The organism is Phyllobacterium sophorae, from assembly GCF_003010965.1.
In the GTDB taxonomy this organism is placed as follows: Bacteria; Pseudomonadota; Alphaproteobacteria; order Rhizobiales; family Rhizobiaceae; genus Phyllobacterium; species Phyllobacterium sophorae.
Genome location: NZ_PGGM01000011.1, coordinates 35,148 through 57,631, shown reverse-complemented (window position 1 = coordinate 57,631; position 22,484 = coordinate 35,148). Strand labels below are relative to the sequence as shown.

The following is a 22,484-nucleotide window of genomic DNA, read 5'->3' as shown; positions in this document are numbered from 1 at the left end:
CACCCTATAATTCAGAGCAGACCGGTGAAGACATGAACAAGTTTTTTGCGCCAGACCAGGCGAATAATCCCGTTGCCGTTGAGGATCGCGACCGTGGCACCTCTAAGAGCTTTCCGCTGACGCTGGCGCAAAAGCGCATCTGGTCGCTCGAACAGATCGGCAATAATACGGTCTTCCCCTTGCAGGTGCTGTCCGTCCACTGGAAGCCAACTGTTGCACTCGATCAGGTGCAAAATGCTCTTGTTAAGCTCACCGAACATCACAGCGCTTTGCGGACGCGTTTTTGCCGTTTTGCAGGCGGACGTATCGAGCAATTTTCGAATGCGGGCGACCTTCCTCCCATTGAAACGCTCGGAAGCGACGGCAACCCCCTCAGCCTGATTGAAGCGGAGCAACAGCGCAGCGCGTTTGTTTCCCGACCCTTCGATCTGCTCAACGGCGTTTCGTCCCGCTGCCAGCTGATCAGGTCAAAAGACCAGTTCATAACGACAATCGTCTTGCATCCAATCGTTTGCGATGAAGCCGCTTTGGCTATCTTGCAGCGCGATCTGATAGCCCTCATTCATGATGAAGCGTTGACCGCGAGTGTTGATGACAGCCTGCAGCGCGGTTTCTGCGAAGAGGAATGGCTGGAAACAAAGGATTTCAGCACGGCTCTTGCATATTGGCGCGATCTGATCGGCGAAGAGTATAACGCGACAACCCTGCCAACGCGTTTCAATGCCAGTGGTTACGCGGGTGCCAGGCGCCGCCATGCTTCATTCAACATCGATGCGGCGCTATGGGACCGCATCCAGCTTTACGCCAAGCAGCATCATTTGAGCGCAGATATGGTTCTGTCTGCAGCCTATGCAGTTTTGCTTGCCCGCTATAGTGGTACTTATGACCTGCTGCAGGGCATTCTTCTGTCAAATCGCCAAACGCATAAAAGCCGGCAGACCATCTGCCGCGCCGAGCAGATCCTGCCGCTGAAACTCCAGCTGACATCCAGCGCCCGCGTGCTCGATATCTGCCATGTGCTCACCGCCGACATTGCCGCCGGCTCGCGCCATATCGTTCCTTTCGAGCGTCTGGTACAGGAAATCCAGACGCATGAGGAACGTGAGCAGGACGCGATCGTCAAATCGCTGTTCGAATATCGCGAACCTCACGTTCAGTCCGCCCTTGTGTCCGACGCGTTGTCCCCCCTCGCTCCGCGCTCCGACGTTGAGCTTGCGCTGGTGGTCGCTCCCAACGCGAATGGTGGACTTGATGGGCTATTTGACTATGCCGAGGACCTTTATGAACCGGCGCTGATCGAGCGGGCCGCGACCCATTTCGGTCGTATTCTGGCGCAGGCCGTGAGTGGACCGGGTGTTCGCATCAAGGATATTGAGCTCATTGCTGGCGACGAGCTCGATATCCTCTCAGCCCCCTATGAGGATGAGGGCGTCAATGATGATCGTCCCGTGCACGAACATATCGCCGCCCACGCCGCCCGGACCCCGGATAAGACCGCCATCATTTATGCCGACGAAATCTGGAGCCATGCGCGGCTCGACCAAAATGCCAACAGACTTGCGCATCGCCTGATCGAGCTCGGCGTTGGGGCAGACGTAAGTGTTGCCATTGCCGTGAAACGCTCGCCGGAGGCCATTGTCGGCATTCTCGCGACGCTCAAAGCGGGCGGCGCTTATATTCCGGTAGAACCTGATCATCCAACGACACGCAATCACCATATCCTGCGCGACGGTGCCGTGAAGGTGATCATGACCAACAGCTGGCTCCTCGATCGTATCCCGGAAGGGCTCGACGCGACCATTTTGCAGTTGGACAAACTCGACCTCAGCAAGGAGCCGGATAGCGCGCCTAACGTTCGCGTGCACAAGGACCAGCTCGCCTATATCATGTATACGTCGGGCTCAACCGGACTGCCGAAGGGTGTCGCGGTCGAACATGGTCCGTTGACCCACCACATGCAAAACACCTCCCGTGTCTATGGCATGAGCGCCGCTTCCCGGGAATTGCCCTTCCTGCCGTTCAGCTCGGATGGCGGACACGAACGCTGGATGAATCCACTCATGGAAGGCGGCAGCATCATTCTTCCCGACCAGCCACTTTGGACACCCGAAGAAACGCTGACAGCCATGCGCAAGCACGGTGCCAACAATGCCAGCATTCCCACAACCTATCTGCAGCAGCTCGCTGAATGGGCTGACCTGACCGATAGCGCCCCGCCAATGCGGCTCTACTCATTTGGTGGCGAAGGTCTCGCCCAACCAACTTTTGACCTTCTGTCGAAAGCACTGAAGTCGGGATGGCTCATCAATGGATATGGCCCGACGGAAACCATCATGACGCCGATGGTCTGGAAGGTGCGTGCCGGACAAAAGTTCGAGGGCACCTATGCACCCATCGGCCGGGCGGTCGGCAACCGCCGCGTTTATGTCCTTGACCCTGATCTTAACCCCTGCCCTATCGGCGTAACGGGTGAGCTTTATATTGGTGGGGAAGGCATGGCCCGCGGCTATATCGGCAAGCCAGACACAACCGCCGATCGCTTTATTCCCGATCCGTTCTCGAAAGAAGGGGGCCGCCTCTACCGTTCCGGAGATCTGACGCGCTGGCGCGAGGATGGTACGGTGGAATTTGTCGGCCGCGTCGATCACCAAGTGAAACTGCGCGGCTATCGCATTGAGCTTGGGGAAATTGAAGCGGCCCTCCTGCAGCACGATGGCGTCGGTGAAGCACTCGTCGTCCTACGCGACGACGAGGCGACAAAGCAGAAGATACTTGTTGCCTACGTGGTACCGAAACAAGGCTACGCGCTGGATATTACTGAAATTCATTCGGCCCTCGAACGGTCTTTGCCAGGTTACATGGTCCCCTCCGCCATCGTTCTGCTGAAGAGCATGCCCATCAATCCCAATAGCAAACTCGACCGGTTCGCACTTCCCGCGCCAACGCCAGTGAAACGCACCATCATCGAGCCGGAAAATGCCACTGAGGAAGACGTTCTCGAACTTTGGCAACAGATCCTGAATATTGGCCCCATCAGCGTTGAAGACAATTTCTTTGCCATTGGCGGCAATTCGCTGGGTGCCATCCGTATTCTCTCGGCACTGCGCCAGCGCAAACCGCAAAACCGCACGACAATCGCCGATCTCTTTAACAATCCGACGGTCCGCTCTTTCGCCAAGATCATCGAGGCCGGTGATGGTCAGGCGGGAAGCGAGGTCATCGTGTTGCGCGCTTCAGGCACCAAACCGATGCTTTACTGTTTCCCGGGCCTGCTGGTCAGCACACGCGAATATGTCAAACTGGTCGACTACCTGGGCGTTGACCAGCCAGCGACCGGCTTTATCTGCTATTCGCTTTCCGAGCAAAAGCAGGTCGGCGCTTCGGTCGACGAAATCATCGAGGGTTATGTCGACTACATCCGAAGCCACAGTAAGGGACAGCCGTGCTACTTCCTCGGCTGGTCGTGGGGGGGATTGCTCGCCTATGAGGCGGCGCGCCGGCTCGGCAACGAGATTGATCTGCGTTTGATCACGATGGCGGATGTGTGTGATCTCGGCACGGAATTCGCTATTGGCTCAACACCGCGTTTCAAGCCCGGTGAGCGCCAGCAATTGCATGAGATGGTGCAGGAGTGGCTGTCACGGACCGCGATGCGCGCTGAGTGGGATCGGTTGCTCGGCGTCATGGATGCGGACACCTATGATCAGTTCCTGCGCTTTGTCGGTGACGAGAAGGACGACCTGCCAACCGACGGTCCGGATATCAGCAGCCGCGAACATACATTCTGGATCCTCATTGATAACGCCCTCATCTTTCGGCGTCATCAGCTGCAGCCACACGATGTAGCTATTCACTCGTGGGCAGCTGACGATAGTCTCAACCGCGGGCTCAATCTCATCGATTGGCGCCGTTATTCACCGCGCGCCAATCCGGCCGAAATCATCTCCGGCACCAACCATCTGCACGTCATCGGCTCACAAGCCTTCCACAGCCGGCTCGCGCACAGGCTCACAGAGGCACTTTGAAGCTTGAGACTGGAAAGATGTGTTCACAGAAAGGAATTCTGATGACTGCCATGGTTGCAAACAATGATCGAACCAGTCCTGCAAGCGAGGCTCTCGATCTCGCCGGTATCGGTATCGGGCCATCCAATCTGAGTCTGGCGTCGCTCCTCGACGGCGTTGGAAATGTCAGGGCGCATTTCTACGAAAGCCGGGCGAGTTTCGATTGGCACCCGGGCATGATGCTGCCGGATGTTGAACTGCAATCGTCATATTTGAAAGATCTCGTCACCCCGGTCATGCCGACGAGCCCATGGTCCTTTATTTCCTATCTCGTCGCCCACAAACGCCTCTATGCCTTCCTCAATGCCCATTACGAGGCTGTTCCCCGACGCGAATTTGCCCAGTACCTTGCATGGGTTGCCGGCCAGCTCAAAAATTTGACCTTTGAACGGCCCGTCCGTGAGGTCACGTTCGATAAGGACCAGTTTCTCCTGCGGCTGGATAGCGGGACGGTGTCCGCCAGAAACCTTGTGCTCGGCACTGGAACGACACCGTTCGTCCCGTCATGGGCAACGCCTTTCCTTGGTGAAAAATGCTTTCATAACTCGCAAGCCAAACACCGCTTGCCGGGGCTCAAGGCCTCGCGCATTGCGGTCATTGGCGGGGGTCAAAGCGGCGGCGAGGTGGTCGAGGCGCTGCTCAATTCCAAATCGACGCTGAAGGAACTCAATTGGTTCAGCCGCCGGCACAATTTCGAACCGATCAATGACACGGCCTTTTCCAACCAGGTCTTCTCACCGGAGTATGTCTACGCCTATCTCAACCTCAACAACGATCAGAAGTTGGAAGCGCTGAAAGCGTCGATCCTGACGAGCGATGGCCTATCCATCTCCACGATCAACGCCATCTACCGCCGACTCTACAGCCTGCGCTATCTGGAAAATCGCAACATCGAGGCGAAGCTTTCGCCCAACCGCGACGTCATTCAGGTGGAAGCGGACAAGGACGGCTACCGTCTGATCGTGCGCAATCGTTTCGATGGCGGGGTAGAGGTTGCCCATGCCGATGCAATTGTACTGGCAACGGGCTATCAGTTCAGGCTCCCCGACGCTTTTGCCGGCCTGCAGGAGCGCATTCAGTTCGACCGCAACAACCGGGCGGTCTTGAACAACGACTATTGCCTCAGCTGGAGCGGCCCGAAGCAAAACCGTATTTTCGCTCAAAACGCCGGGCGGCATAGCCACGGAATTGCGGACTCGCAGCTGAGTCTCATGGCGTGGCGCAGTGCTCACATCATCAACGCGCTGCTGGGAGGGGATCACTTTGACCTGGAGCCGCACGACTCCCAGGTCAACTGGCTGTCAACCGGCCACGACGCTATGAGCCAGTCCATGGCGGTCGATTACTAAGGCTCATACCGGATCAGGCAGTTTTTGCTGCCGCACAACCAACTCTGTCTGGTCCGACTGCACTGATAGAGCGATGAGGTGGCCGCACGGCGCGTGAAGCAGCCGGTGATGCCAATGGCTGTCATCGCTCGGCAAAGCGTTATCGATACGGATGGAATTGGTCATCCGGTCCAGCTGAACGTTCAGCTGGTCTGGTGCTCCTATTAGGCCGGTGCCCATCGCTTTTAGATGGCTTTCCTTCAAGGTCCAATAGCTTAGAAGCAGCAACTGGCGTTCGCTCCCCTGAAGCGCCGATATAATCTCCAATTCGGCCGGCGCGCAGAACAACAATGCCGCTTGCGTCTCAATTGCTGTCCCGATCGGCTCAGCATCAATACCCAGCGTCTTGGCGGTGGAACTAATTGCGATAGCAGCCAACCCTTCGGTGTTGGTCAAATTGAAGGCCATCCCTGCATTGGCGAGATGTGGTTTGCCGTGTACGCCCGCGACAATGTCCAAATCCATCCGTGGGACGGATGTATATTTCGACAGGACGAAACGCTGCAGATAGCGGCCCGCCATGAAGGCAGTTGCATCCTTGTCGAAATGGAAGGCCGTGGCTCGCCTTTGCTCGTTGAGCGTCAGTTTCGAGTGCACTTTCTCCCAGTCGACCTTCGCACTATAGGGCCACCACCAGATATCGACATACAAGACTTGAGGATCGAATTTTGCAGCAGGAATGTCGGGAAGGCCTGCTAGAGGTTCGCATGGCAGCATAAAAACCTCCCGTTCGCCTTGTGCACTTACACAGATTTGCGGATTGCAAAGGCATTTTGAATCGCGCGATTGACGGCAACCGGTAGCAGCGACATGTGGTTTTCACCCGGATGGATTTCAAATTGCGCATGGATCGGCCGGCCCGGCAGGTTGTTTAGCCGTTCCATCAGCTCGATGGCATATGCATCATTTAATGTGACTTTCTTTTGCGCGAGCCGCTCTGCCTCGTCGGCCGCACCAATTTGAAACGGTGCGAGCTTATCGGTCTCATATTCCCCGCAGGAGAGGAATAGCTTTGCGTTTTCTCTTGTCTTGGGCGCAGCGGCAAACTGCAAATAATACTGATCGATTGTGCGATTTTCCCAATAGATTGACGGGCTGGCCGCGATCCAGGTCGTGAAAGCAGACGGCCGGGTGAACAGGCTGTAGAGTGCAAAAAGACCGCCAAAGGAGTGTCCAAACAGCGATTGGCGGTCCGGGTCAATCGGAAGCACGGCCTCAACCATGGGTTTGACCTGTTCTTCCAGGAACGAAAGAAACTCTTCGGCTCCCCCGGTCTTCACAACTGGGCTATTTTCAAAAAAGGGCGGATAGGTTTTCCCGGGCGGCGGGCCCAAATCCCAGGACCGGCGCAAAGGGTCATACGCAGCATTCAAGGGATAGCCTATGGTTACGATGACGCCCGGGGCTATATTCGTGCCGCTTGGGTAGTTAGCTTGCGCCCGCATAACATCAACGGCCGTGCCAATGACAGCATTACCATCGGTCATGTACAGCACCGGCCATCCCTGTTCCGGCGCCTCATCATCGGGGCGGTAGATGAAAACCCGGTAGACCTGTCCATCCCTGTCCGATGTGACATCGTGGAACGTTGTGTTGCCAATCAAGGCTGGGGACGAGTTCGCAAATCCTGTCATGAAAACCATCTGGTAGAGAGCATCCTGTTAACGGGTATTAAACATGAGCGACATGGTCAATATTTAAAGCACTTGCGCGCGAATTACTTTCTGTGGCGGCGCCACTCCCGCATCGATGGTCCAAACTCGCATTGGATCCGGGCGCAGTTTCAACACTGCCGCAACATGCGAAATACCAAACCCGTCCACTTCGGCGGCCCGCATCCACGACAAAGATATCGCCACTTAAGATGTCCGTCCTGTGCCGCTGGTCGCTGCCCCGCGGGCAATAGCAGGTGACTGGCGCTGCTTTGCTCGTGCGCAGTAGCGTCCCTGATGTGCGCCACTGGGAGCGTTGTCCCTTGCGTTCTATATGCGTATGATTAGAATCCTATTTTGGTAGTTTGATTGCGATTGGGCAAGATCCTGCCATATCTTGGCTCTACCAGGAGCGTCACGTGAGCAGTGGATGGTTCAACAAGCTGCGGGCAACCGAGAGCAGATTCCGGGGGCGCCGTTGGCTGTTCTGGTCGCTCACCATCATATTCCTGGCCGAGGCCGCCACCGCGTACGGGGTCTACGCGAAATTGACCGGAAATGTCAGGCACATCGAGGTCACCCGCGAGGATTTGGGCAACGCTCGCCCATCCAAGGCACCAACCGCCGCGCTGAACATCCTGGTGGTGGGGTCGGATCAGCGAGACGGCAGTGCAGGGGGGCGTACGGACACGATCATGCTCGTGCACCTCTCCGCCAAGCGAAACGATACAGCGGTCATCAGCTTTCCGCGCGACTCGCTGGTGCAGCTTCCCGCCTGTCGTTCGCAAGAAGGGCTGCCGGGCCAGCGAAGGCATCGTGGCATGATCAACGCGTCTTTCAGCTTCGGCGGCATTGGCTGCACCTGGAAGACGATTGAAACGCTCACCGGCATCCACATTGACCACTTTGTCAAGGTTGACTTCACCGGCTTCACGGAAATGGTCGACGCAATCGGCGGGGTGGACCTTTGCATCCCCGTGGCAATCCGCGACAAGTACGTCCAGCTTGATCTGCCCGCAGGGTGGCAGACGCTGCAGGGCGAAGAGGCGCTGGGATACGTTCGGGCACGCTACAGTCTCGGCGACGGCTCCGACATCGGGCGCATCCAACGCCAGCAGATCTTCATCGCAGCCATGGCGAAGAAGGCGATCAGCGCCGAGACCCTCTCCAACCCTTTCCGGCTCTTCCGCTTCCTGGACGCCGCCACCAAGTCCGTCACCGTTGACTCCGGCCTAACCCCCGGCGTGATGAGAGAGCTGGCGCTCACCGCCCGTGGCCTGTCGGCTGGCCAGATCCACTTCGTCACCACACCCTGGCGCTACTCCGCCGCCTATTCCGGCCGGGTCGAATGGCGCCAAGGTCCAGCAAAGAAACTGTTCCGCTTGATCGCCGCCGACCAGCCTTTTCCCGGCTCAACGGTCAACGACACCACGCCCAGATCCAAGACTGACACCACGTTGAGCGCCCGCGCCGCCGGTATGGCGGCCTCGATAACCGTGCCCCACCGTTCCGAGCCGCCGACAACGCCTCACTCATCTGGACCCTGCGCACCCGGTTGGATCGGGCGGTGATTCTGGGCTGTGAACCCATAAACCCGGGAGGCCGAGATGTAGGAACGGTAACACGGCGGCCAGGATGCCTGTCTTGGCGCAGGAAATACCGTGTGGCAAAAAATCAGCGGGTGAAGTCTGCAACGGTCTTTCCGGGCGCGTGACCGGTACGGTTGCGCTCGATGGCCTTGGCCAGATCCTCGAAGGCAACGACTTCAGCGATCACTGATCGTAGGGAGCCATCGGCGACTTGTTGGGCGATGGTGGCCAACTGGGCCGTGTCAGGCTTGACCGAGAACCAAACGCCCCGGCGGCCTTCCGGTGCCCGAGCGACCACGTCGGTTGCAGCGATGCTCACCAAGATACCATTGTGCGACAGGATGGCCCACGACTTGTCCACGACCGGACCGCCGACGAGATCGACAACGAGGTCGATGTTGCTCGCAACAAACTTAAACTTCTGCTTTTGATAATCGATCACCTCGTCAGCACCGAGGGCATGGACATGGGCCACGCTCTTTGTCGAGGCTGTGGCATAAGCGGTCGCGCCTGCCGCCTTGGCGAATTGAACAGCGAAGCTGCCTACGCCACCAGCCGCGCCGTGGATGAGCACCTGTCTTCCCCGAAGGTCGAATTCGGCGACCTGAAGGACTTGCCATGCCGTCATCGCCGCCACCGGCACTGCTGCCGCGTGAATGTCCGACAGGCCTGCAGGTGTCTTGATGAGCTTTTCGGCGTTTATCACCAAATGGTCGGCATAGGCGCCGAGACCACCGAGCGCGGCCATGACCCTTTCTCCCACGCTCACGTCCTTGACGTTCGAGCCGACCCTGAGCACGACACCCGACATTTCGATGCCAAGAGTGGCGGGCAACACCAAATTGAACCTTTCGCGCAGATAGCCTTCACGAACTTTCCAATCGATTCCGTTGATGCCGGCGGCTTTGACCTGGACCAAGACTTGATCCGGCCCCGGCTCAAGGGCATGAACCATATCGACTTTCAAGCTGTCAGTGCCGCCATAGGCGTGCAGACGCAAAGCCCGGCCCTGCGCCAGCGGTTTGGAGGTATTGTCCCCCTCAGGGGTTGCAGAATCGTTCATATCCCTCTCCTTCTGACGAGACGTTCGCGTGGGGCGAACAAGGTATCTAACGCCAGCGTTCTGAAGAACGAGCGCTCCATCTCGCTACTATTGAAACGCGGGCCCAATGCTTTACGAAATGAGCTGCTGACGTTTCGCCCATTGCGTGATCGCGTCTCGGGATGTCGGGGCGGGTCCGAAGAATTGCTCTTGTTTCGAGATGTTCGAAACATAGAGCCCCTTCCTGAAAAACAGGAACATCTGCATCAGATCGTACCCCAGCTCGGAAAACACCCTGACGGGCCGTACGAGCAACCTGACGATCCACCACGGAATGATCTGGATCTTCAGGCGTCGCTTGATGACGTCGGAGACGATGTCCGCGATCTCCTGCTGATTCTTCGGACCGTCACGCCAGCCGACATCGATCGTTTGATTGGTGATTTCAGTGCCTGGATACGTCGCCGCCTTCGCAAGATAGAAGGCAAGGTCATCCGTCAGCACATAGGACCACCTGGTGGTCTTGTCGCCGATGCCCTGGAATTTTCCAGCTTTCGCGCCCTTTGCGATATAGTCCGTGCTCTGGTCGAGAAATGAGGGTGCGCGGACAAAGACATAGGGTACACCGGACTTCTTGATCAAATCCTCAGCTACCTTCTTGGCATGGAAGTGAGGCACTGCGAAGGCCGCTTCACAGCTCACGATGCTGAGAAAGACAAATCTGCTCACTTTGGCCCTAGCCGCAGCCTCGATGAGGTTCTTGTTGCCTTGGAAGTCGGTGTCGGGGCTTCCCTTCATGTAGCTGTTTGCCGAGCTGACGACGACGTCGACGCCTTGCAAGGCACGATCGAGCGACGCAGGGTCCATCATGTCGCCGCGTACCCATTCGACGCCAGCGACTCCGGCTGGGGAGGCAGCTTTACGCGACATGGCGACGACGGCCGCGCTCTCGTCGAGCGCCAGGTTGCGCAGGATCTTCGCTCCGAGGAAGCCTGTCGCGCCGACGACCAAGACTTTCTTTCTAGACGGACTGTCTGATTTTGCGGCCTCTCCAGAAACTATGTTAATTGCTGAGGTCGGTGGTTGCTGTGATTGAGCCATATCTAATCTCCTCTCACAGGTTCAGGACAGGGTAGTCGGTGTAGCCCTCTGCTCCGCCACCATAGTAGGTTTTGGGGTCTGCCTCGTTCATCGCAGCACTGGTCTTCAATCGCGCGACGAAGTCAGGATTTGCCAGTACCATCTGACCATAGGCTTCCAGATCGGCCAGCCCTGACGTCACGTCGGTGCCGATCTGGTCACGCGGACGACCTGGACGGTTGAGGATCAATGATTGGTGCCAGAGCTGGCGGATGTCAGCGAGCAGCGTCTCATTGCCCTCGTGCATGATGTGCAAATACGCAAGCCCGAGCTTGTCGAGTTCGGCAACGAGGTAGCGATAGAGATCCGGCGCTTCTGCTCCTTCATCGATGCCCCATATCTTCGTGCCGGGGGACAGGCGGATCGCGGTGCGATCCGCACCGATTTCCTCAGCAATCGCTGAAGCTACCTCGATGGCAAAGCGGGCGCGGTTCTCGATGGAGCCGCCATATTCGTCCGTGCGCGTGTTGGCGCTCGGTGCGAAAAACTGCTGGACGAGATATGCGTTTGCGCCGTGAATCTCGATGCCGTCAGCATCCGCCTCGATCGCTGAGCGCGCCGCATTGCGGAAATCGCTGACGGTCTGCCGCACCTCATCAGTCGTCAACGCGCGCGGCGTGGGGATGTCCTTCATCCCCGTCGTTGTGAACATGCCCGCCCCGGGCGCAATCGCGGACGGTGCTACGCCCTGGCGATGATGCGGCGTGTTGTCGGGGTGGGACATGCGCCCGGCATGCATAAGCTGGATGAAGATTCTGCCGCCTTTATCGTGGACAGCTGATGTGATCTTCCGCCAGCCGCCGATATGGGCGGGCGCGTAAATGCCCGGCGTCATCAGGTAGCCCTGCCCATCATCGGAGGGCTGGGTCCCTTCGGTGACGATCAGGCCAAGGCTGGCGCGCCGTTCATAATATTCGGTGGCCAGTTCGCCGGGCGTGCCGTCGAATGCGGCACGGCTGCGGGTCATCGGCGCCATGACGAGACGGCTGGAAAGCGTGTAGCGGCCGACATGCACCGGTGTGAATAGTGGGTTCATTTTGGTTCTCCATTCGATTGAACCACTATCCACTATTCCGATTTCAGGATAAATTAGGTGTATTTGAAATCAGTATTCCATTAATGGGACAATCGGATGAGCAATCTGAATGACATGGCGCTCTTCGTCGAGGTAGCGAGAGCCAAAAGTTTCCGTAAGGCGGCGGAGGCTGCGGGCATTCCCAACTCCACGCTGTCACGCCGGATCAGTGAGTTAGAAAAGGCGATCGGTTTGAGGCTCTTGCATCGCACGACGCGCAAGATCGAACTCACCGAGGCTGGCCAGCTGTACTATGCGCGAAGCAAGCGTATCGTTGACGAGGCGCGGCTCGCGCACGAACAGCTCGGCGCGATGCTGGAGCAGCCGAGCGGTGTCCTCCGCGTTTCGCTGCCGGTCGATCTCGCCACTCTTTACCTCACGCCGATCATCGCCGATTTCGCGCGGCACTATCCCGGTATCACGTTCGAGTTCGACCTGACCCCGCGCCGCGTCGATCTGGTGACGGAGCCGTTCGATGTGGCGATCCGCATCGGCAAACTGGAAGATTCCGGTCTGATTGCCCGCCAGATCGGGAGGCATTCGCGCTACCTCTATGCGTCCCCTGGTTATATCGAAGCGTCAGGCGAGCCCGCCACACCGGCGGACCTGGCGAGGCATGAATGCATCTGCATGCCGCGAAGCGTGAGCTGGACCCTGCACCGGGGCACCGAGACCGTCGACGTCGGCATTAATGGCCGCTTCACGCTCAACAGCGTCGGGATGATCAGCGCGCTCGCAGTCAACCACCAGGGCATCGGCCTGCTTCCCGAGAAGATCGTCGCCGAAGACTTGGCCTCAGGCCGCCTCCGACGCATCCTATCCGACTGGCAGGGATCGGCGGTCAGCATCTATGCCGTCACCGAAACGCGACTTATTCCGGCCAAGACCCAGCGCTTCATAGAATTCCTGTCTACGAAACTTATGTGACCTCGATCGCTGTCATGGATAGCAGCCGCAGGGGTGAGCCGTAATGCCATTAGCTCGATTGCCGCAGATTGCCTTCCTAACAGCCAAGATAGTCGTTTCAGCGCGATGAATTGACCGGCAGCCTTCAAAAACGTGTCCCGAGTACCTCTAATGGCAAAGAAGGGGGTCATTTGTTGACTGACTGCTTTCACATCGCATAGGATTCTGATTCAGGGCCACCATGAGCCGATATGACCTGACAGACTTTGAATGGCGCCTGATCGAGCCGCTGCTACCCAACAAGCCAAGAGGTGTGCCCCGTGTCGATGATCGACGCGTGCTGAACGGCATCTTCTGGGTGCTGCGATCTGGTGCGCCCGGCGCGACCTTCCCGAGCGCTATGGCCCGCGAACCACCTTACAACCGCTTCGTGCGCTGGCGGACGGCCGGCGTGTGGGGGCCGGCTGTCTCGGCTGCGCACGACGGTGAGATTCAGATGATCGACAGCACCTCCGTTCGCGCCCACCAGCAGGCTGCGACGGTAAAAAAGGGGGGCAGATCATTGCCTCGGTCGATCGCGCGGCGTGCTCACGTCGTCGTTGACGCGCAAGGACTCCCGATCCTGCTCTGTCTAACCGCTGGCCAGACACATGACAGGCAGATCGCCGACCGGTTGCTAGACCATCTTGGACCGCGTGCTGGCTGACAAAGCCTACGACGCCGACCGCATCCATAAACCGATCACGCAGCACGGTGCCACACCCAACATTCCACCGAAGAGTAACCGATGCCGGAAGCCTCGCTTCAGCAAACGCCTCTACCGCGAGCGCAACCAGGTCGAACGCTTCTTCTCCAAACTGAAGCACTTCCGTCGCGTCGCCACACGATACGACAAGCTTGCCGCCAACTTCCTCGCTATGGTTCAGCTCGCCTCAATGCGGCTTTGGCTTGGCGCTTATGAATCTACAGCCGCCTAGTTCCTTCAACCGAAAAAGGTCGGGACTGCAGCAGTCCAACTGAGCATGTGTCCAACCCCTTCAAGGCAGCAAGCGCTTTTATTTCACAAATGCTTTTGTCAGACCCATCGTGCGGTCAACAATCATGACCACACCGAGCGTCATCAAGATCAGGAGAACCGAAACACTTGCTACCAGCGGATCAGCCTGGCTCTCGACATGATGGAATAGTTCAACGGGCAGCGTGGTCATTCTCGGACCTGTCAGGAACAGCGTGATCACCACTTCGTCAAAGGAAACGAGGAAACAGAGTGCCGTCGCCGCAACGATGCCTGGCGCCATCATTGGCAGGGTGACCCTCCGGAAGATCACCAATGGCTTGGCGCCGAGCGATGAAGCCGCCTCTTCGCAGGCAAGATTGAGATTGCCGAGCGAAACGGACAGTACCCGCAATGCATAGGGAAGCGTGATTACGAGATGGCCAATAACAAGTCCTGTAAATGTTGCCAGGAAACCGATCGAAGCGAAAATGATGAGGATGGCGAGGCCAAGAACGATCGTCGGCAACAGCAATGGCGCCGTGAACAGGTTGAACAGGAATTCCGATCCCGTGACCTTCAGCCTGACGATCGCATAGGATGCGGGGATCGCGATGATCAGCGACAGGATCGTGACGACGGTTGCAAGGCCAAGACTGGTCAGGAACGCCGACATCATGACCTTGTTCTCAAGGAGGGAATCATACCAGCGCAGTGACCATGAGCTTGGCGGAAAGGCCAGAACCTGGTCGCCGCTGAAGGATATCGGGAATACGAGCAGGACCGGAGCCAGAAGAAACAGGAACAGGACGGTCACGGTTACCCGCATGAACCAGGAGGTAGGGGTTTCTTCCATGACCTTTACCCTTCGATCATGCGCAGGATGCGCGAATAAACAGCCAATGCGGCTCCGAAGATGATCAGGACGAGCATCGACAGCGTGGCGGCCAGTGGCCAATTCAGCGTTACGATTGCCTGATCGTAGATTTCCGTCGCCAGCAGGAACACCCGTCCGCCGCCCATGAGCTTTGGCGTAATGAAAGAGGAGATGGCAAGGACGAAGCAAAGCAGGCAGCCAAGCGCGATACCCGGGACGGTCAGGGGTAGAATGACGCGCCGGAACGTCCTGAAGGGCGTGGCGCCAAGCGTTCGAGCCGCCTCCTCCACCTTGGGGTCGAGGCGGCCAAAACCGGCCATCAGCGACAGGATCATATAGGGCATGAGAATCTCGGTCAGTCCGATGACAACGCCGGTGGTGTTGAACATCATCCGCGGCGGCTGAAATCCCATCGCGGCAATCGCATTGGCAACCGGGCCTTGATCGGCAAGAAGCGCGATCCAGCCATAGGTCCGCACCACGGCAGAAGTCAAAAGCGGCGAAATAACCAAGACCGTCAGGAATGTCCGCCAGGCACCGGATGCACGATGAAGGTACAGGGCAATGGGATAGCTCACCAGCAGGGTTGCCAGGGTAATTCCCAGGCTGACCACAATCGAATTGGTGATGAGCTCGATGTAGAAACCATCCTGAAGCAAGCCGGTCCAGTTGGCGACGGTGAACGCGTCTGCGATTCCGCCGCCCGGCAGGGCTTCATTGAACGACATTCTTGCCAGATTGAGCACGGGAAGAATAAAGCCGATGGCGTTGACCAGGGCGATCGGCAACAACAGGGCAATGGCAATGCCGGCAGCGCTGGTCGATTTCTGTGACCCGACAGGCAGATCGAACGTTGCGGTCGTCATTGATCCGCTCCGAATACCAGCGTGTCTCCGACGTTCCAGGACAGCATGGCCTTTTCACCAGGACGATGGGTGGCCTGCGCCTTTTTCGTCGACTCTTCGACGATGAACTCGCAACCATCGACATCGAAATGAAACTGGATGACATCGCCAACGAAAGTGATGCGTGAAAGCGATGCGGCAATCCGGTTTGCTGTTTCGCCCTGACCAGTTGAGGTAGCATCCCAATCGATTAAGATCCGGTGGGGGCGCACCATCACTGTGACATCGCCTGGCGTTTCCACACTCGCCGCACGGATGATCGAAGACCCTATTTGTATGCCGCCATCCACCATGCACTTGCCCTTGACGCGGTTCGTGCGTCCCACAAAAGACGCTACGAAGGGTGTCGCGGGTCGCTCGTAGATTTCGTGCGGCGTTCCGACCTGTTCGATGAGCCCGCCCTTCATGACGACGATGCGATCGCACATACTCAGGGCTTCCACCTGATCATGGGTGACGAAGACCGTTGTGATCCCTAGCTGCTGCTGGATGTCGCGGATCTGCGCCCGCATCTCGTCGCGCAGTTTTGCGTCGAGATTTGAAAGCGGCTCATCAAGCAGGAGTATCGAGGGCTCGATAACCAGCGCACGGGCCAGGGCGACGCGTTGCTGCTGGCCGCCAGAGAGTTCCCGCGGCTTTCGCCCGGCAAGATGCTCGAGCTGGACCATGGCGAGCGCCTTTGCAACTTTCTGCGCAATCTCGGCACGCGACAGGTCGCGCATCTCGAGACCGAACGCCACGTTCTTCGCTACTGTCATATGCGGAAACAGGGCGTAACTTTGAAAGACCAGACCCATATCCCGCCCATGAGGCGCGATATGGGTCACATCGCGGCCACCGACAGCGATCCTGCCGGCCGTGGGTGCGATCAGACCGGCGATCATCCGCAATGTCGTTGTCTTGCCGCATCCGGACGGGCCGAGCAGGGCAATGAGTTCGCCCTTCCGCACCTCCAGGTTCAGGTTGGAAATGACCTCGACAAGACCATATTTCTTATTGACCCCTTCCAGGCAGAGATACGGGTCGCCGACGGTTTCAACGCCATCGCGTTTGATGGTCTGATGCATCATCATAGCCTCCAAATTTTCGCTGTTCGAAGTTTAGCGGCTGAGCGGGATGATACGGCGGCGCCATTGATCGGTGATGCTGTCGCGGATTTTCGCCACGGCCAGCCAGTCGATATCAATCATCTTGTCCATATCGTCTGCGGCCGTGCGTTTCAAAGCGTCCTCTGCAACGACCGTCTTTGAATTTGTCGGCGCATAGAACATCTCGCTGGTAAATGCCGCCTGCGCTTCGGGGCTGAGCGCGTAGTCGATGAACTTTTTCGCGGCATCGCCCGCAGGAGCATTTTTTACCAGGTTGATCGTGTTGATCTGAAATCCGCGTCCCTCTTCGGGCAACGCTACGCCGAGCTTTCCGCCTGACGTTCCGGAATAGATCTGCGCGCGGGCATTCCAGCCAATCGCCATTGCCGCCTGCCCATTGGCGATGGGCGCATAGACGTCGGGCTTCGGCTCCCAGGTCTGCACACCGGGGGCGAGCTCGCCGATCTTGGCAATCCCTGCCGAAACGTCGGACTTGTAATCAGTACCGCCGGCAAGCTTGTTGGAAATGATGGTAAATGTCGTCCCCTGAATATCTGGCACGGCGGGGATGATCAGTTTACCCTCATACTGCTTGTCCCAAAGCGCATTCCAGGACTTCGGCGCGTTCTTCACCTGATCGGTATTGTAGATTACCACCAGATTGTCGAAGGTAACGCCGACCCCGGCCACACCCTCGGGACGCGCGTTGGGATAAAGGTCCTTGACGTTTGGCGAAACACTTTCATCGACCTTATCGAACAGGCCTTCATCCGTGCCTGCCTTGGCCACACTGACATCAAGAATGGCAACATCGATCTGCGGGCTGCTCTTTTGCGCACGCAAAGTGCCGAGCATCTGTGCCGAATTCGGCATGCCGTAGAACTGCACGGTAATGTCGGGATATTTCTTCATGAAAGGCTCGATCACGGCCTTCGTGTAGTGGTCCTGAAAGATCCCGCTATAGGCAGTCAGTGTGACGGTCTCCGCCGAGGCGCCGGAGACCGCAGCGATTGTGAGCGCTGAAACAGCAATGGAAAGTCTTGCAAACATCATCTCGTTCCCTGTTTTTATGAGTTGATTGGTTTCGATCAAGCGACCTGGCGCTTTTGACCCTCCACAATTTTTGTTGCTCCCGAAATGTCGGGAAGGAATTCGCCGTTGCGCAAGCGTTCAAGCAAGACGATTTCGTTTTCCTGCATGCCGAGAGCTTTCTCGGCAGCGGCTCGTGCATGGGACGGTGCGAGGACGACAACGCCACTTTCGTCCGCAATGATTGCGTCACCCGGGTTGATAACTTGACCGCCGACCGTAACCGGGACGTTAATCGCGCCTTCCAATCCAAGAATTTTCGTCGTGATCGGCGAAGGACCGCGGCACCACATCGGCATTTCCACCTTGCGGATTTCGGAGAAATCCGTCGCAGGCCCATCGATGACCGCGCCGACAATGCCGGCGAGCTTCATGGCATGGGTGACCACACCGCCCCAGCAGGCGTGGCGATCATCGCCGCACCGTTCGATGGCAACGAAATCCCCCGGACGGACAATCTTGGTGAGATAATGCAATATGGTCGAGTCCGCATGCGGAATGCGAACTGTGACAGCGGTTCCGGCAACACGCTTTTCGGCAAGGACGGCGCGAATTTCGCGATCGACAAAACCTGAATGCAGGAAGTGTCCGATCGTGGCAGTCTCCACCCGTTCCATGAGCCTGATCAGCTCCGCATCAATCTGGCGCGGCATTTCATTGACTTCGAACATGATCCGGCCTCTCAAAGAACGTGGTGGCGGGCGACGGGGACATCACCGCGCACTTTTGTGACGTAACCAAGGTCAAGCTTGGAGCTGGTAGTGCCGACACCATCGGAACATTGTGCAACGATATGGCCCCATGGATCGATGACCATGGAGTGTCCCCAGCACCATTTGCGCCCTTCCGCGTGGGACATCGTCTGACCAACCGCGAGGAAATAGGTCTGCGTTTCAATTGCACGCGCACGGGCCAGCACTTCCCAATGATCCTTGCCGGTCATCAAAGTAAAAGCGGCAGGAAGGACGATGACTTCAGCGCCTTCATCGCGCAGTTTGCGGAAGAGCTCGGGGAAGCGCACGTCATAGCAGATAGCGCAGCCGACTTTCGTCTCGCCGACCTGATAGGTCACGACATCCTCGCCGCGACTGATCGTATCGGATTCCCGGTAGATCGTGCCGCCTGGCGTATCCACATCGAACAGGTGGATCTTGCGGTATTTTGCCAGTTCCGCGCCGTCCGGACCGAAAACGATGGTGGTGTTGTAGTATTTGTTGCCCTCCTGCTCGACAACGCTGCCTGCATGGATGGTGACATTGTGTTGTGCGGCAAGGCCCGACATCAGCCGGTAGCCGTGACCGTCGGGAAAGGTTTCGCCATTGGCATAGATATTGTCGCGGCCCTCACCGAGGAAGGCGTAATATTCGGGCAATACGATGAGATCGGGCGACTCGTTCTCAACCGCTTCGTTGATCAGGCGTGCGGCCGTTTCAAGATTGGCCGCCTTGCTATCCTGCGAATTCATTTGGACCAGACTGACTTTCACGCTCATTCCTCCATGTTCAATGGATAGATCGTGCGTAAAATATCGGCCCCAGACAAACTCGAAATACTTGAGGAGTCCCATAGAATTTTCTTATGGGCCGTTGAAGGGGCTCAGGCGTCGGCCATACAGAGTGACACTTCCGCTGCCATCTGGGCAATGATCGACGGGAGAAGACTGTCCGGATGATCTGCATAGACAGCATGAAATGTCAGCGGATGGAAAGCGGGCGTCACATCGAGAATCTCCAGAGAACCCGCATCGACATATTCTCCGAGGATAACGCGCGGCAAGGGCGCCACACCAAGCCCATCCTTGGCAAGGCGCATGATCGTGGCAAGTGAATTGGAGTTGGAGATCGTCGGCGCTTCGAGCCCAGCTTCACGAAACTGCTGCAACAGCCCATGGTGGGGAACGCTTCCTTTTGAAAAGGCCAACAGCGGATAGCTTGCCAGGTCAGCCAGCGTCAATCGCTTGCCAGCCAAACCATATTTTGGACTTGCCACCCATACGCAACGATAAGTGCCAAGATCGATATTCACCAATCCATGATCAAGTGCCGGTCCCATGATCAAGGCAAGATCGATCTTCCGCTCGATGATTTCCCGCGCCATGTTGAGGCTGGTATCCACGTTAAGATCAATGGCGATCCCCGGATAACGCTCCTGCACACGCTCGACGAGACGCGGCAAAAACGAATGCACAATGGAATCGATTGTTCCAATACTGACCGAACCTTTCAGGCTGGTGGGGTCTGCAATGGCCTCACGGAATTCGCTTACTGCCCTGACGATTTCCTCGGCCTTGGAGACAGCCTGCTGACCGACCGGTGTCAGTGTTACGCTGCGCATATCCCGGTCGAACAGTTGTACGCCCAGTTCACGTTCCAGCGTGGCGATGCGATTGGAGATCGACGCCTGCGTCGTGTTGAGCTTCTCTGCAGCAGCGCTAAAACTGCCCAGGCGAACGATCCAAAGAAACGTTTCAATGAAACGGAGATTCATTTTTGTTGCCCCTTATGGGGTTTATCATCATGCAAAAGCCTTGTGTTGCCAATGTTCTTGATATGAATGATTTGTCCAATCGCGCGGTGGACTCCATTTGTTGTTCCATGACGGTCGGGCGCGCTTGGGCGAGGGTCCGCCTTTCCGGGCGAAACACATTACTTCGAAGAAGTTATCGAAATCAAACCATCCGCATCGCTGGACGCTGCCGGGATTATCCCTTGGCCTTCGACAGCAGTCGCGCGACTGTTGTATCCGTGGAAATGCGCCAATCGGGGGCGCGCCAACCAAATGCATTGAAGAACGCATCTGTTGAGAGGCGCGAATTGAGTGGGCGCCTGGCCTTGGTCGGGTAGTCGGCGCTGGCGATGTCGACGACATCGGCGAACGGTCCGCCATATTGCCGGCTTGACGCAAAAATCGCGCGAGCAAACCCACTCCAGTTTATGCTGCCCGTTCCTACAACGTGGTAGATCCCATAACCTGCAAATGAACCATTGGCACCGAGATGCTTGGCAACTTCAATGATTGCATCTGCGATATCGACGGCCGAGGTCGGATTTCCCCACTGGTCGTCCACCACGGAAACGGAGTCCCGGCTTTCGGCCAGCCGTAGCATCGTCTTGACAAAATTCTTGCCAAAAGGGCTATAGACCCACGCTGTACGCAAAATAATGTGCCGTGGATTGGCCTTTATCACAGCAAACTCACCGTCAAGTTTCGTCTGGCCGTATATCCCTTGCGGACGGGTTTCATCTGTCTCCACGTAGGGCTTTACCCCGTCACCAGCGAAAACGTAGTCTGTGGAAAGATGGATAACCGGAATCCCGAGTTCTGAAGCTGCCCTGGCGACAGCGCCCGCACCGACCACATTGATTGCATGGGCCAGCTCCGGCTCGTCCTCGGCCTGATCAACTGCCGTATAGGCCGCCGCAGAAACAACGATATCCGGCGCGGCTGCCAAGATGGCACGCGCAATTGTGGACGTGTCGGACAAATCCAGCTCTGGTCGTCCCAGTGCGATTACATCGATCTGGGGATTATGTGCAGCCCTTTCTATCAAGCTGCGAACAACCTGGCCCTCCTTGCCTGTAACGACGATCTTCATGCGTTTCCTTTAACGTCTGCGCCCAGACGTTCGCCCGCATAGCGACCGCTGCGGATCGGTTCCCACCACCATTCATTGGCAAGATACCAGTCAATGGTCTTGGCAAGGCCGGTCTCAAACGTTTCTAGCGGTTTCCACCCAAGATCCCGCTCGATCTTGGACGCATCGATGGCATACCGGCGGTCGTGGCCCGGGCGATCAGATACGAAGGTGATCAGATCACGATAGCGACGGCCACCTTTGCGCGGGCGCTTCTGATCCAGAATATCGCAGATCGTCTCGACGACATTGAGATTGGTCTTTTCGTTGTGGCCACCGATATTGTAGTTCTGACCAACAGCCCCTTTGGTCACGACGACTTCGAGCGCCCGTGCATGATCCTCGACATAGAGCCAATCGCGTACATTTGCTCCCGCGCCATATACTGGAAGCGGCTTGCCATCCAAAGCGTTCAGGATGACCAATGGGATCAATTTTTCCGGGAAATGGAAGGGACCGTAATTATTGGAGCAGTTCGACAGCACGACCGGAAGCCCATAGGTCTCATGCCACGCGCGGACAAGATGGTCGGATGCCGCCTTGGACGCAGAATAGGGCGAGGAGGGCGCGTAAGGTGTCTCTTCGGTAAAAATGCCGCTGTCAAACGGCAGATCACCGAAAACCTCGTCGGTAGAAATATGGTGGAAGCGAAATGCATTTTTTGCGTCCGACGGTAGCTCTCGCCAATATGTGAGCGCAGCGTTTAACAAACGAAACGTCCCGACAATATTGGTTTCGATGAAAGCGGCGGGCCCATCGATCGAGCGGTCGACATGGCTTTCTGCCGCAAGATGCATGATCGCTTCTATCTTCTCGCTTCGCAGAAGGCCGAGAACCGCAATATCATCGCAGATATCACCCTCAACAAAGCGATAATTGGGATAATTCTCAATCTGCCGGAGTGATGTTAGATTGCCGGCATAGGTCAGTTTATCAACGTTGATCACGTGATTTTGCGGATTTGCTGCAAGCAAGCGGCAAACAGCCGAACCAATGAAACCAGCGCCGCCGGTGACAAGAATTCTCATCAACAAACTCCGT

18 protein-coding genes and 1 pseudogene are annotated in these 22,484 nt (G+C 57.2%); 5 read left to right on the top strand and 14 right to left on the bottom strand.

Translation table 11 applies throughout. From position 1 onward, the window contains the following. Positions 1-32 precede the first annotated feature (32 nt). Together CU103_RS20890 and CU103_RS20885 are read left to right on the top strand one after the other, a co-directional pair. Complete coding sequence (locus CU103_RS20890; protein WP_106665965.1) at positions 33-4,025, top strand: non-ribosomal peptide synthetase; 3,993 nt, start codon at positions 33-35, stop codon at positions 4,023-4,025. Between the two features lie 41 nt (positions 4,026-4,066). Then, positions 4,067-5,413 carry a lysine N(6)-hydroxylase/L-ornithine N(5)-oxygenase family protein gene (locus CU103_RS20885; protein WP_425350626.1) on the top strand — a complete coding sequence of 449 codons (1,347 nt, stop codon included), beginning with the start codon at positions 4,067-4,069 and terminating at the stop codon, positions 5,411-5,413. A gap of 3 nt (positions 5,414-5,416) precedes the next feature. Here the strand turns inward: CU103_RS20885 and CU103_RS20880 are convergent, their stop codons facing one another. Next, entirely contained in the window at positions 5,417-6,169 is a 753-nt protein-coding gene (locus CU103_RS20880; protein WP_106665964.1) for a 4'-phosphopantetheinyl transferase family protein, read from the bottom strand. A 26-nt stretch (positions 6,170-6,195) separates the two neighbouring features. Then, on the bottom strand, positions 6,196-7,086 hold the full coding sequence (locus tag CU103_RS20875) for an alpha/beta hydrolase (protein WP_106666131.1): 891 nt from the start codon (positions 7,084-7,086) through the stop codon (positions 6,196-6,198). 437 nt (positions 7,087-7,523) lie between these two features. Between CU103_RS20875 and CU103_RS20870 the strand changes: the two genes are divergently transcribed. Further along, a complete protein-coding gene (locus tag CU103_RS20870) occupies positions 7,524-8,675 on the top strand; it encodes an LCP family protein (protein ID WP_245448923.1) in 1,152 nt (383 codons plus the stop codon). A 103-nt stretch (positions 8,676-8,778) separates the two neighbouring features. Here CU103_RS20870 and CU103_RS20865 read toward each other — a convergent pair whose 3' ends face one another. From CU103_RS20865 to CU103_RS20855, 3 genes are all read right to left on the bottom strand, one after another. Then, positions 8,779-9,756: an NADP-dependent oxidoreductase gene (locus CU103_RS20865; RefSeq protein WP_106665963.1), complete on the bottom strand. Its 978-nt coding sequence runs from the start codon at positions 9,754-9,756 to the stop codon at positions 8,779-8,781. Between the two features lie 111 nt (positions 9,757-9,867). Then, positions 9,868-10,746, bottom strand: a complete 879-nt coding sequence (locus CU103_RS20860; protein ID WP_245448922.1) for an SDR family oxidoreductase — start codon at positions 10,744-10,746, stop codon at positions 9,868-9,870. A gap of 103 nt (positions 10,747-10,849) precedes the next feature. Continuing rightward, the gene (locus tag CU103_RS20855) at positions 10,850-11,911 is read right to left on the bottom strand and encodes an alkene reductase (RefSeq protein WP_106665961.1); all 1,062 of its coding nucleotides are present in this window, start codon (positions 11,909-11,911) and stop codon (positions 10,850-10,852) included. 96 nt (positions 11,912-12,007) lie between these two features. Between CU103_RS20855 and CU103_RS20850 the strand changes: the two genes are divergently transcribed. Next, positions 12,008-12,877 (top strand): LysR family transcriptional regulator, encoded by an 870-nt coding sequence (locus tag CU103_RS20850; RefSeq protein WP_106665960.1) that lies wholly within the window; start codon positions 12,008-12,010, stop codon positions 12,875-12,877. Between the two features lie 220 nt (positions 12,878-13,097). After that, a pseudogene (locus tag CU103_RS20845) lies at positions 13,098-13,814 on the top strand (IS5 family transposase); the annotation flags it as partial. A gap of 97 nt (positions 13,815-13,911) precedes the next feature. On the opposite strand, the gene CU103_RS20840 reads toward CU103_RS20845, so the two are convergent. The 9 genes from CU103_RS20840 to rfbB form a co-directional block, all read right to left on the bottom strand. Next, on the bottom strand, positions 13,912-14,706 hold the full coding sequence (locus CU103_RS20840) for an ABC transporter permease (RefSeq protein WP_106665959.1): 795 nt from the start codon (positions 14,704-14,706) through the stop codon (positions 13,912-13,914). A 5-nt stretch (positions 14,707-14,711) separates the two neighbouring features. Further along, positions 14,712-15,593, bottom strand: a complete 882-nt coding sequence (locus CU103_RS20835; RefSeq protein WP_106665958.1) for an ABC transporter permease — start codon at positions 15,591-15,593, stop codon at positions 14,712-14,714. After that, positions 15,590-16,702 (bottom strand): ABC transporter ATP-binding protein, encoded by a 1,113-nt coding sequence (locus CU103_RS20830; RefSeq protein WP_106665957.1) that lies wholly within the window; start codon positions 16,700-16,702, stop codon positions 15,590-15,592. The genes CU103_RS20835 and CU103_RS20830 overlap by 4 nt, the downstream gene beginning before the upstream one ends. Positions 16,703-16,732: 30 nt before the next feature. Further along, complete coding sequence (locus CU103_RS20825) at positions 16,733-17,770, bottom strand: ABC transporter substrate-binding protein (RefSeq protein ID WP_245448921.1); 1,038 nt, start codon at positions 17,768-17,770, stop codon at positions 16,733-16,735. A 38-nt stretch (positions 17,771-17,808) separates the two neighbouring features. Beyond that, positions 17,809-18,480, bottom strand: a complete 672-nt coding sequence (locus tag CU103_RS20820) for an RraA family protein (protein ID WP_106665956.1) — start codon at positions 18,478-18,480, stop codon at positions 17,809-17,811. A gap of 11 nt (positions 18,481-18,491) precedes the next feature. Further along, positions 18,492-19,295 (bottom strand): carbon-nitrogen hydrolase family protein, encoded by an 804-nt coding sequence (locus CU103_RS20815; RefSeq protein WP_106666128.1) that lies wholly within the window; start codon positions 19,293-19,295, stop codon positions 18,492-18,494. A 110-nt stretch (positions 19,296-19,405) separates the two neighbouring features. Continuing rightward, entirely contained in the window at positions 19,406-20,296 is an 891-nt protein-coding gene (locus CU103_RS20810; protein ID WP_106665955.1) for a LysR family transcriptional regulator, read from the bottom strand. Positions 20,297-20,510: 214 nt separating this feature from the next. Further along, positions 20,511-21,404 (bottom strand): dTDP-4-dehydrorhamnose reductase, encoded by an 894-nt coding sequence (gene rfbD / locus CU103_RS20805; RefSeq protein WP_106665954.1) that lies wholly within the window; start codon positions 21,402-21,404, stop codon positions 20,511-20,513. Next, positions 21,401-22,471 (bottom strand): dTDP-glucose 4,6-dehydratase, encoded by a 1,071-nt coding sequence (gene rfbB / locus CU103_RS20800; protein WP_106665953.1) that lies wholly within the window; start codon positions 22,469-22,471, stop codon positions 21,401-21,403. Before rfbB ends, rfbD begins: the two co-directional genes overlap by 4 nt. Positions 22,472-22,484: the final 13 nt, after the last annotated feature.

Excerpts from the sequence above, each read along its gene's own strand:
- CU103_RS20890 (WP_106665965.1), top strand. The coding sequence starts at position 33 with ATGAACAAGTTTTTTGCGCCAGACCAGGCGAATAATCCCGTTGCCGTT.
- CU103_RS20885 (WP_425350626.1), top strand. The coding sequence starts at position 4,067 with ATGACTGCCATGGTTGCAAACAATGATCGAACCAGTCCTGCAAGCGAG.
- CU103_RS20880 (WP_106665964.1), bottom strand. The coding sequence starts at position 6,169 with ATGCTGCCATGCGAACCTCTAGCAGGCCTTCCCGACATTCCTGCTGCA.
- CU103_RS20875 (WP_106666131.1), bottom strand. The coding sequence starts at position 7,086 with ATGACAGGATTTGCGAACTCGTCCCCAGCCTTGATTGGCAACACAACG.
- CU103_RS20865 (WP_106665963.1), bottom strand. The coding sequence starts at position 9,756 with ATGAACGATTCTGCAACCCCTGAGGGGGACAATACCTCCAAACCGCTG.
- CU103_RS20855 (WP_106665961.1), bottom strand. The coding sequence starts at position 11,911 with ATGAACCCACTATTCACACCGGTGCATGTCGGCCGCTACACGCTTTCC.
- CU103_RS20850 (WP_106665960.1), top strand. The coding sequence starts at position 12,008 with ATGAGCAATCTGAATGACATGGCGCTCTTCGTCGAGGTAGCGAGAGCC.
- CU103_RS20840 (WP_106665959.1), bottom strand. The coding sequence starts at position 14,706 with ATGGAAGAAACCCCTACCTCCTGGTTCATGCGGGTAACCGTGACCGTC.
- CU103_RS20835 (WP_106665958.1), bottom strand. The coding sequence starts at position 15,593 with ATGACGACCGCAACGTTCGATCTGCCTGTCGGGTCACAGAAATCGACC.
- CU103_RS20830 (WP_106665957.1), bottom strand. The coding sequence starts at position 16,702 with ATGATGCATCAGACCATCAAACGCGATGGCGTTGAAACCGTCGGCGAC.
- CU103_RS20825 (WP_245448921.1), bottom strand. The coding sequence starts at position 17,770 with ATGTTTGCAAGACTTTCCATTGCTGTTTCAGCGCTCACAATCGCTGCG.
- CU103_RS20820 (WP_106665956.1), bottom strand. The coding sequence starts at position 18,480 with ATGTTCGAAGTCAATGAAATGCCGCGCCAGATTGATGCGGAGCTGATC.
- CU103_RS20810 (WP_106665955.1), bottom strand. The coding sequence starts at position 20,296 with ATGAATCTCCGTTTCATTGAAACGTTTCTTTGGATCGTTCGCCTGGGC.
- rfbD (WP_106665954.1), bottom strand. The coding sequence starts at position 21,404 with ATGAAGATCGTCGTTACAGGCAAGGAGGGCCAGGTTGTTCGCAGCTTG.
- rfbB (WP_106665953.1), bottom strand. The coding sequence starts at position 22,471 with ATGAGAATTCTTGTCACCGGCGGCGCTGGTTTCATTGGTTCGGCTGTT.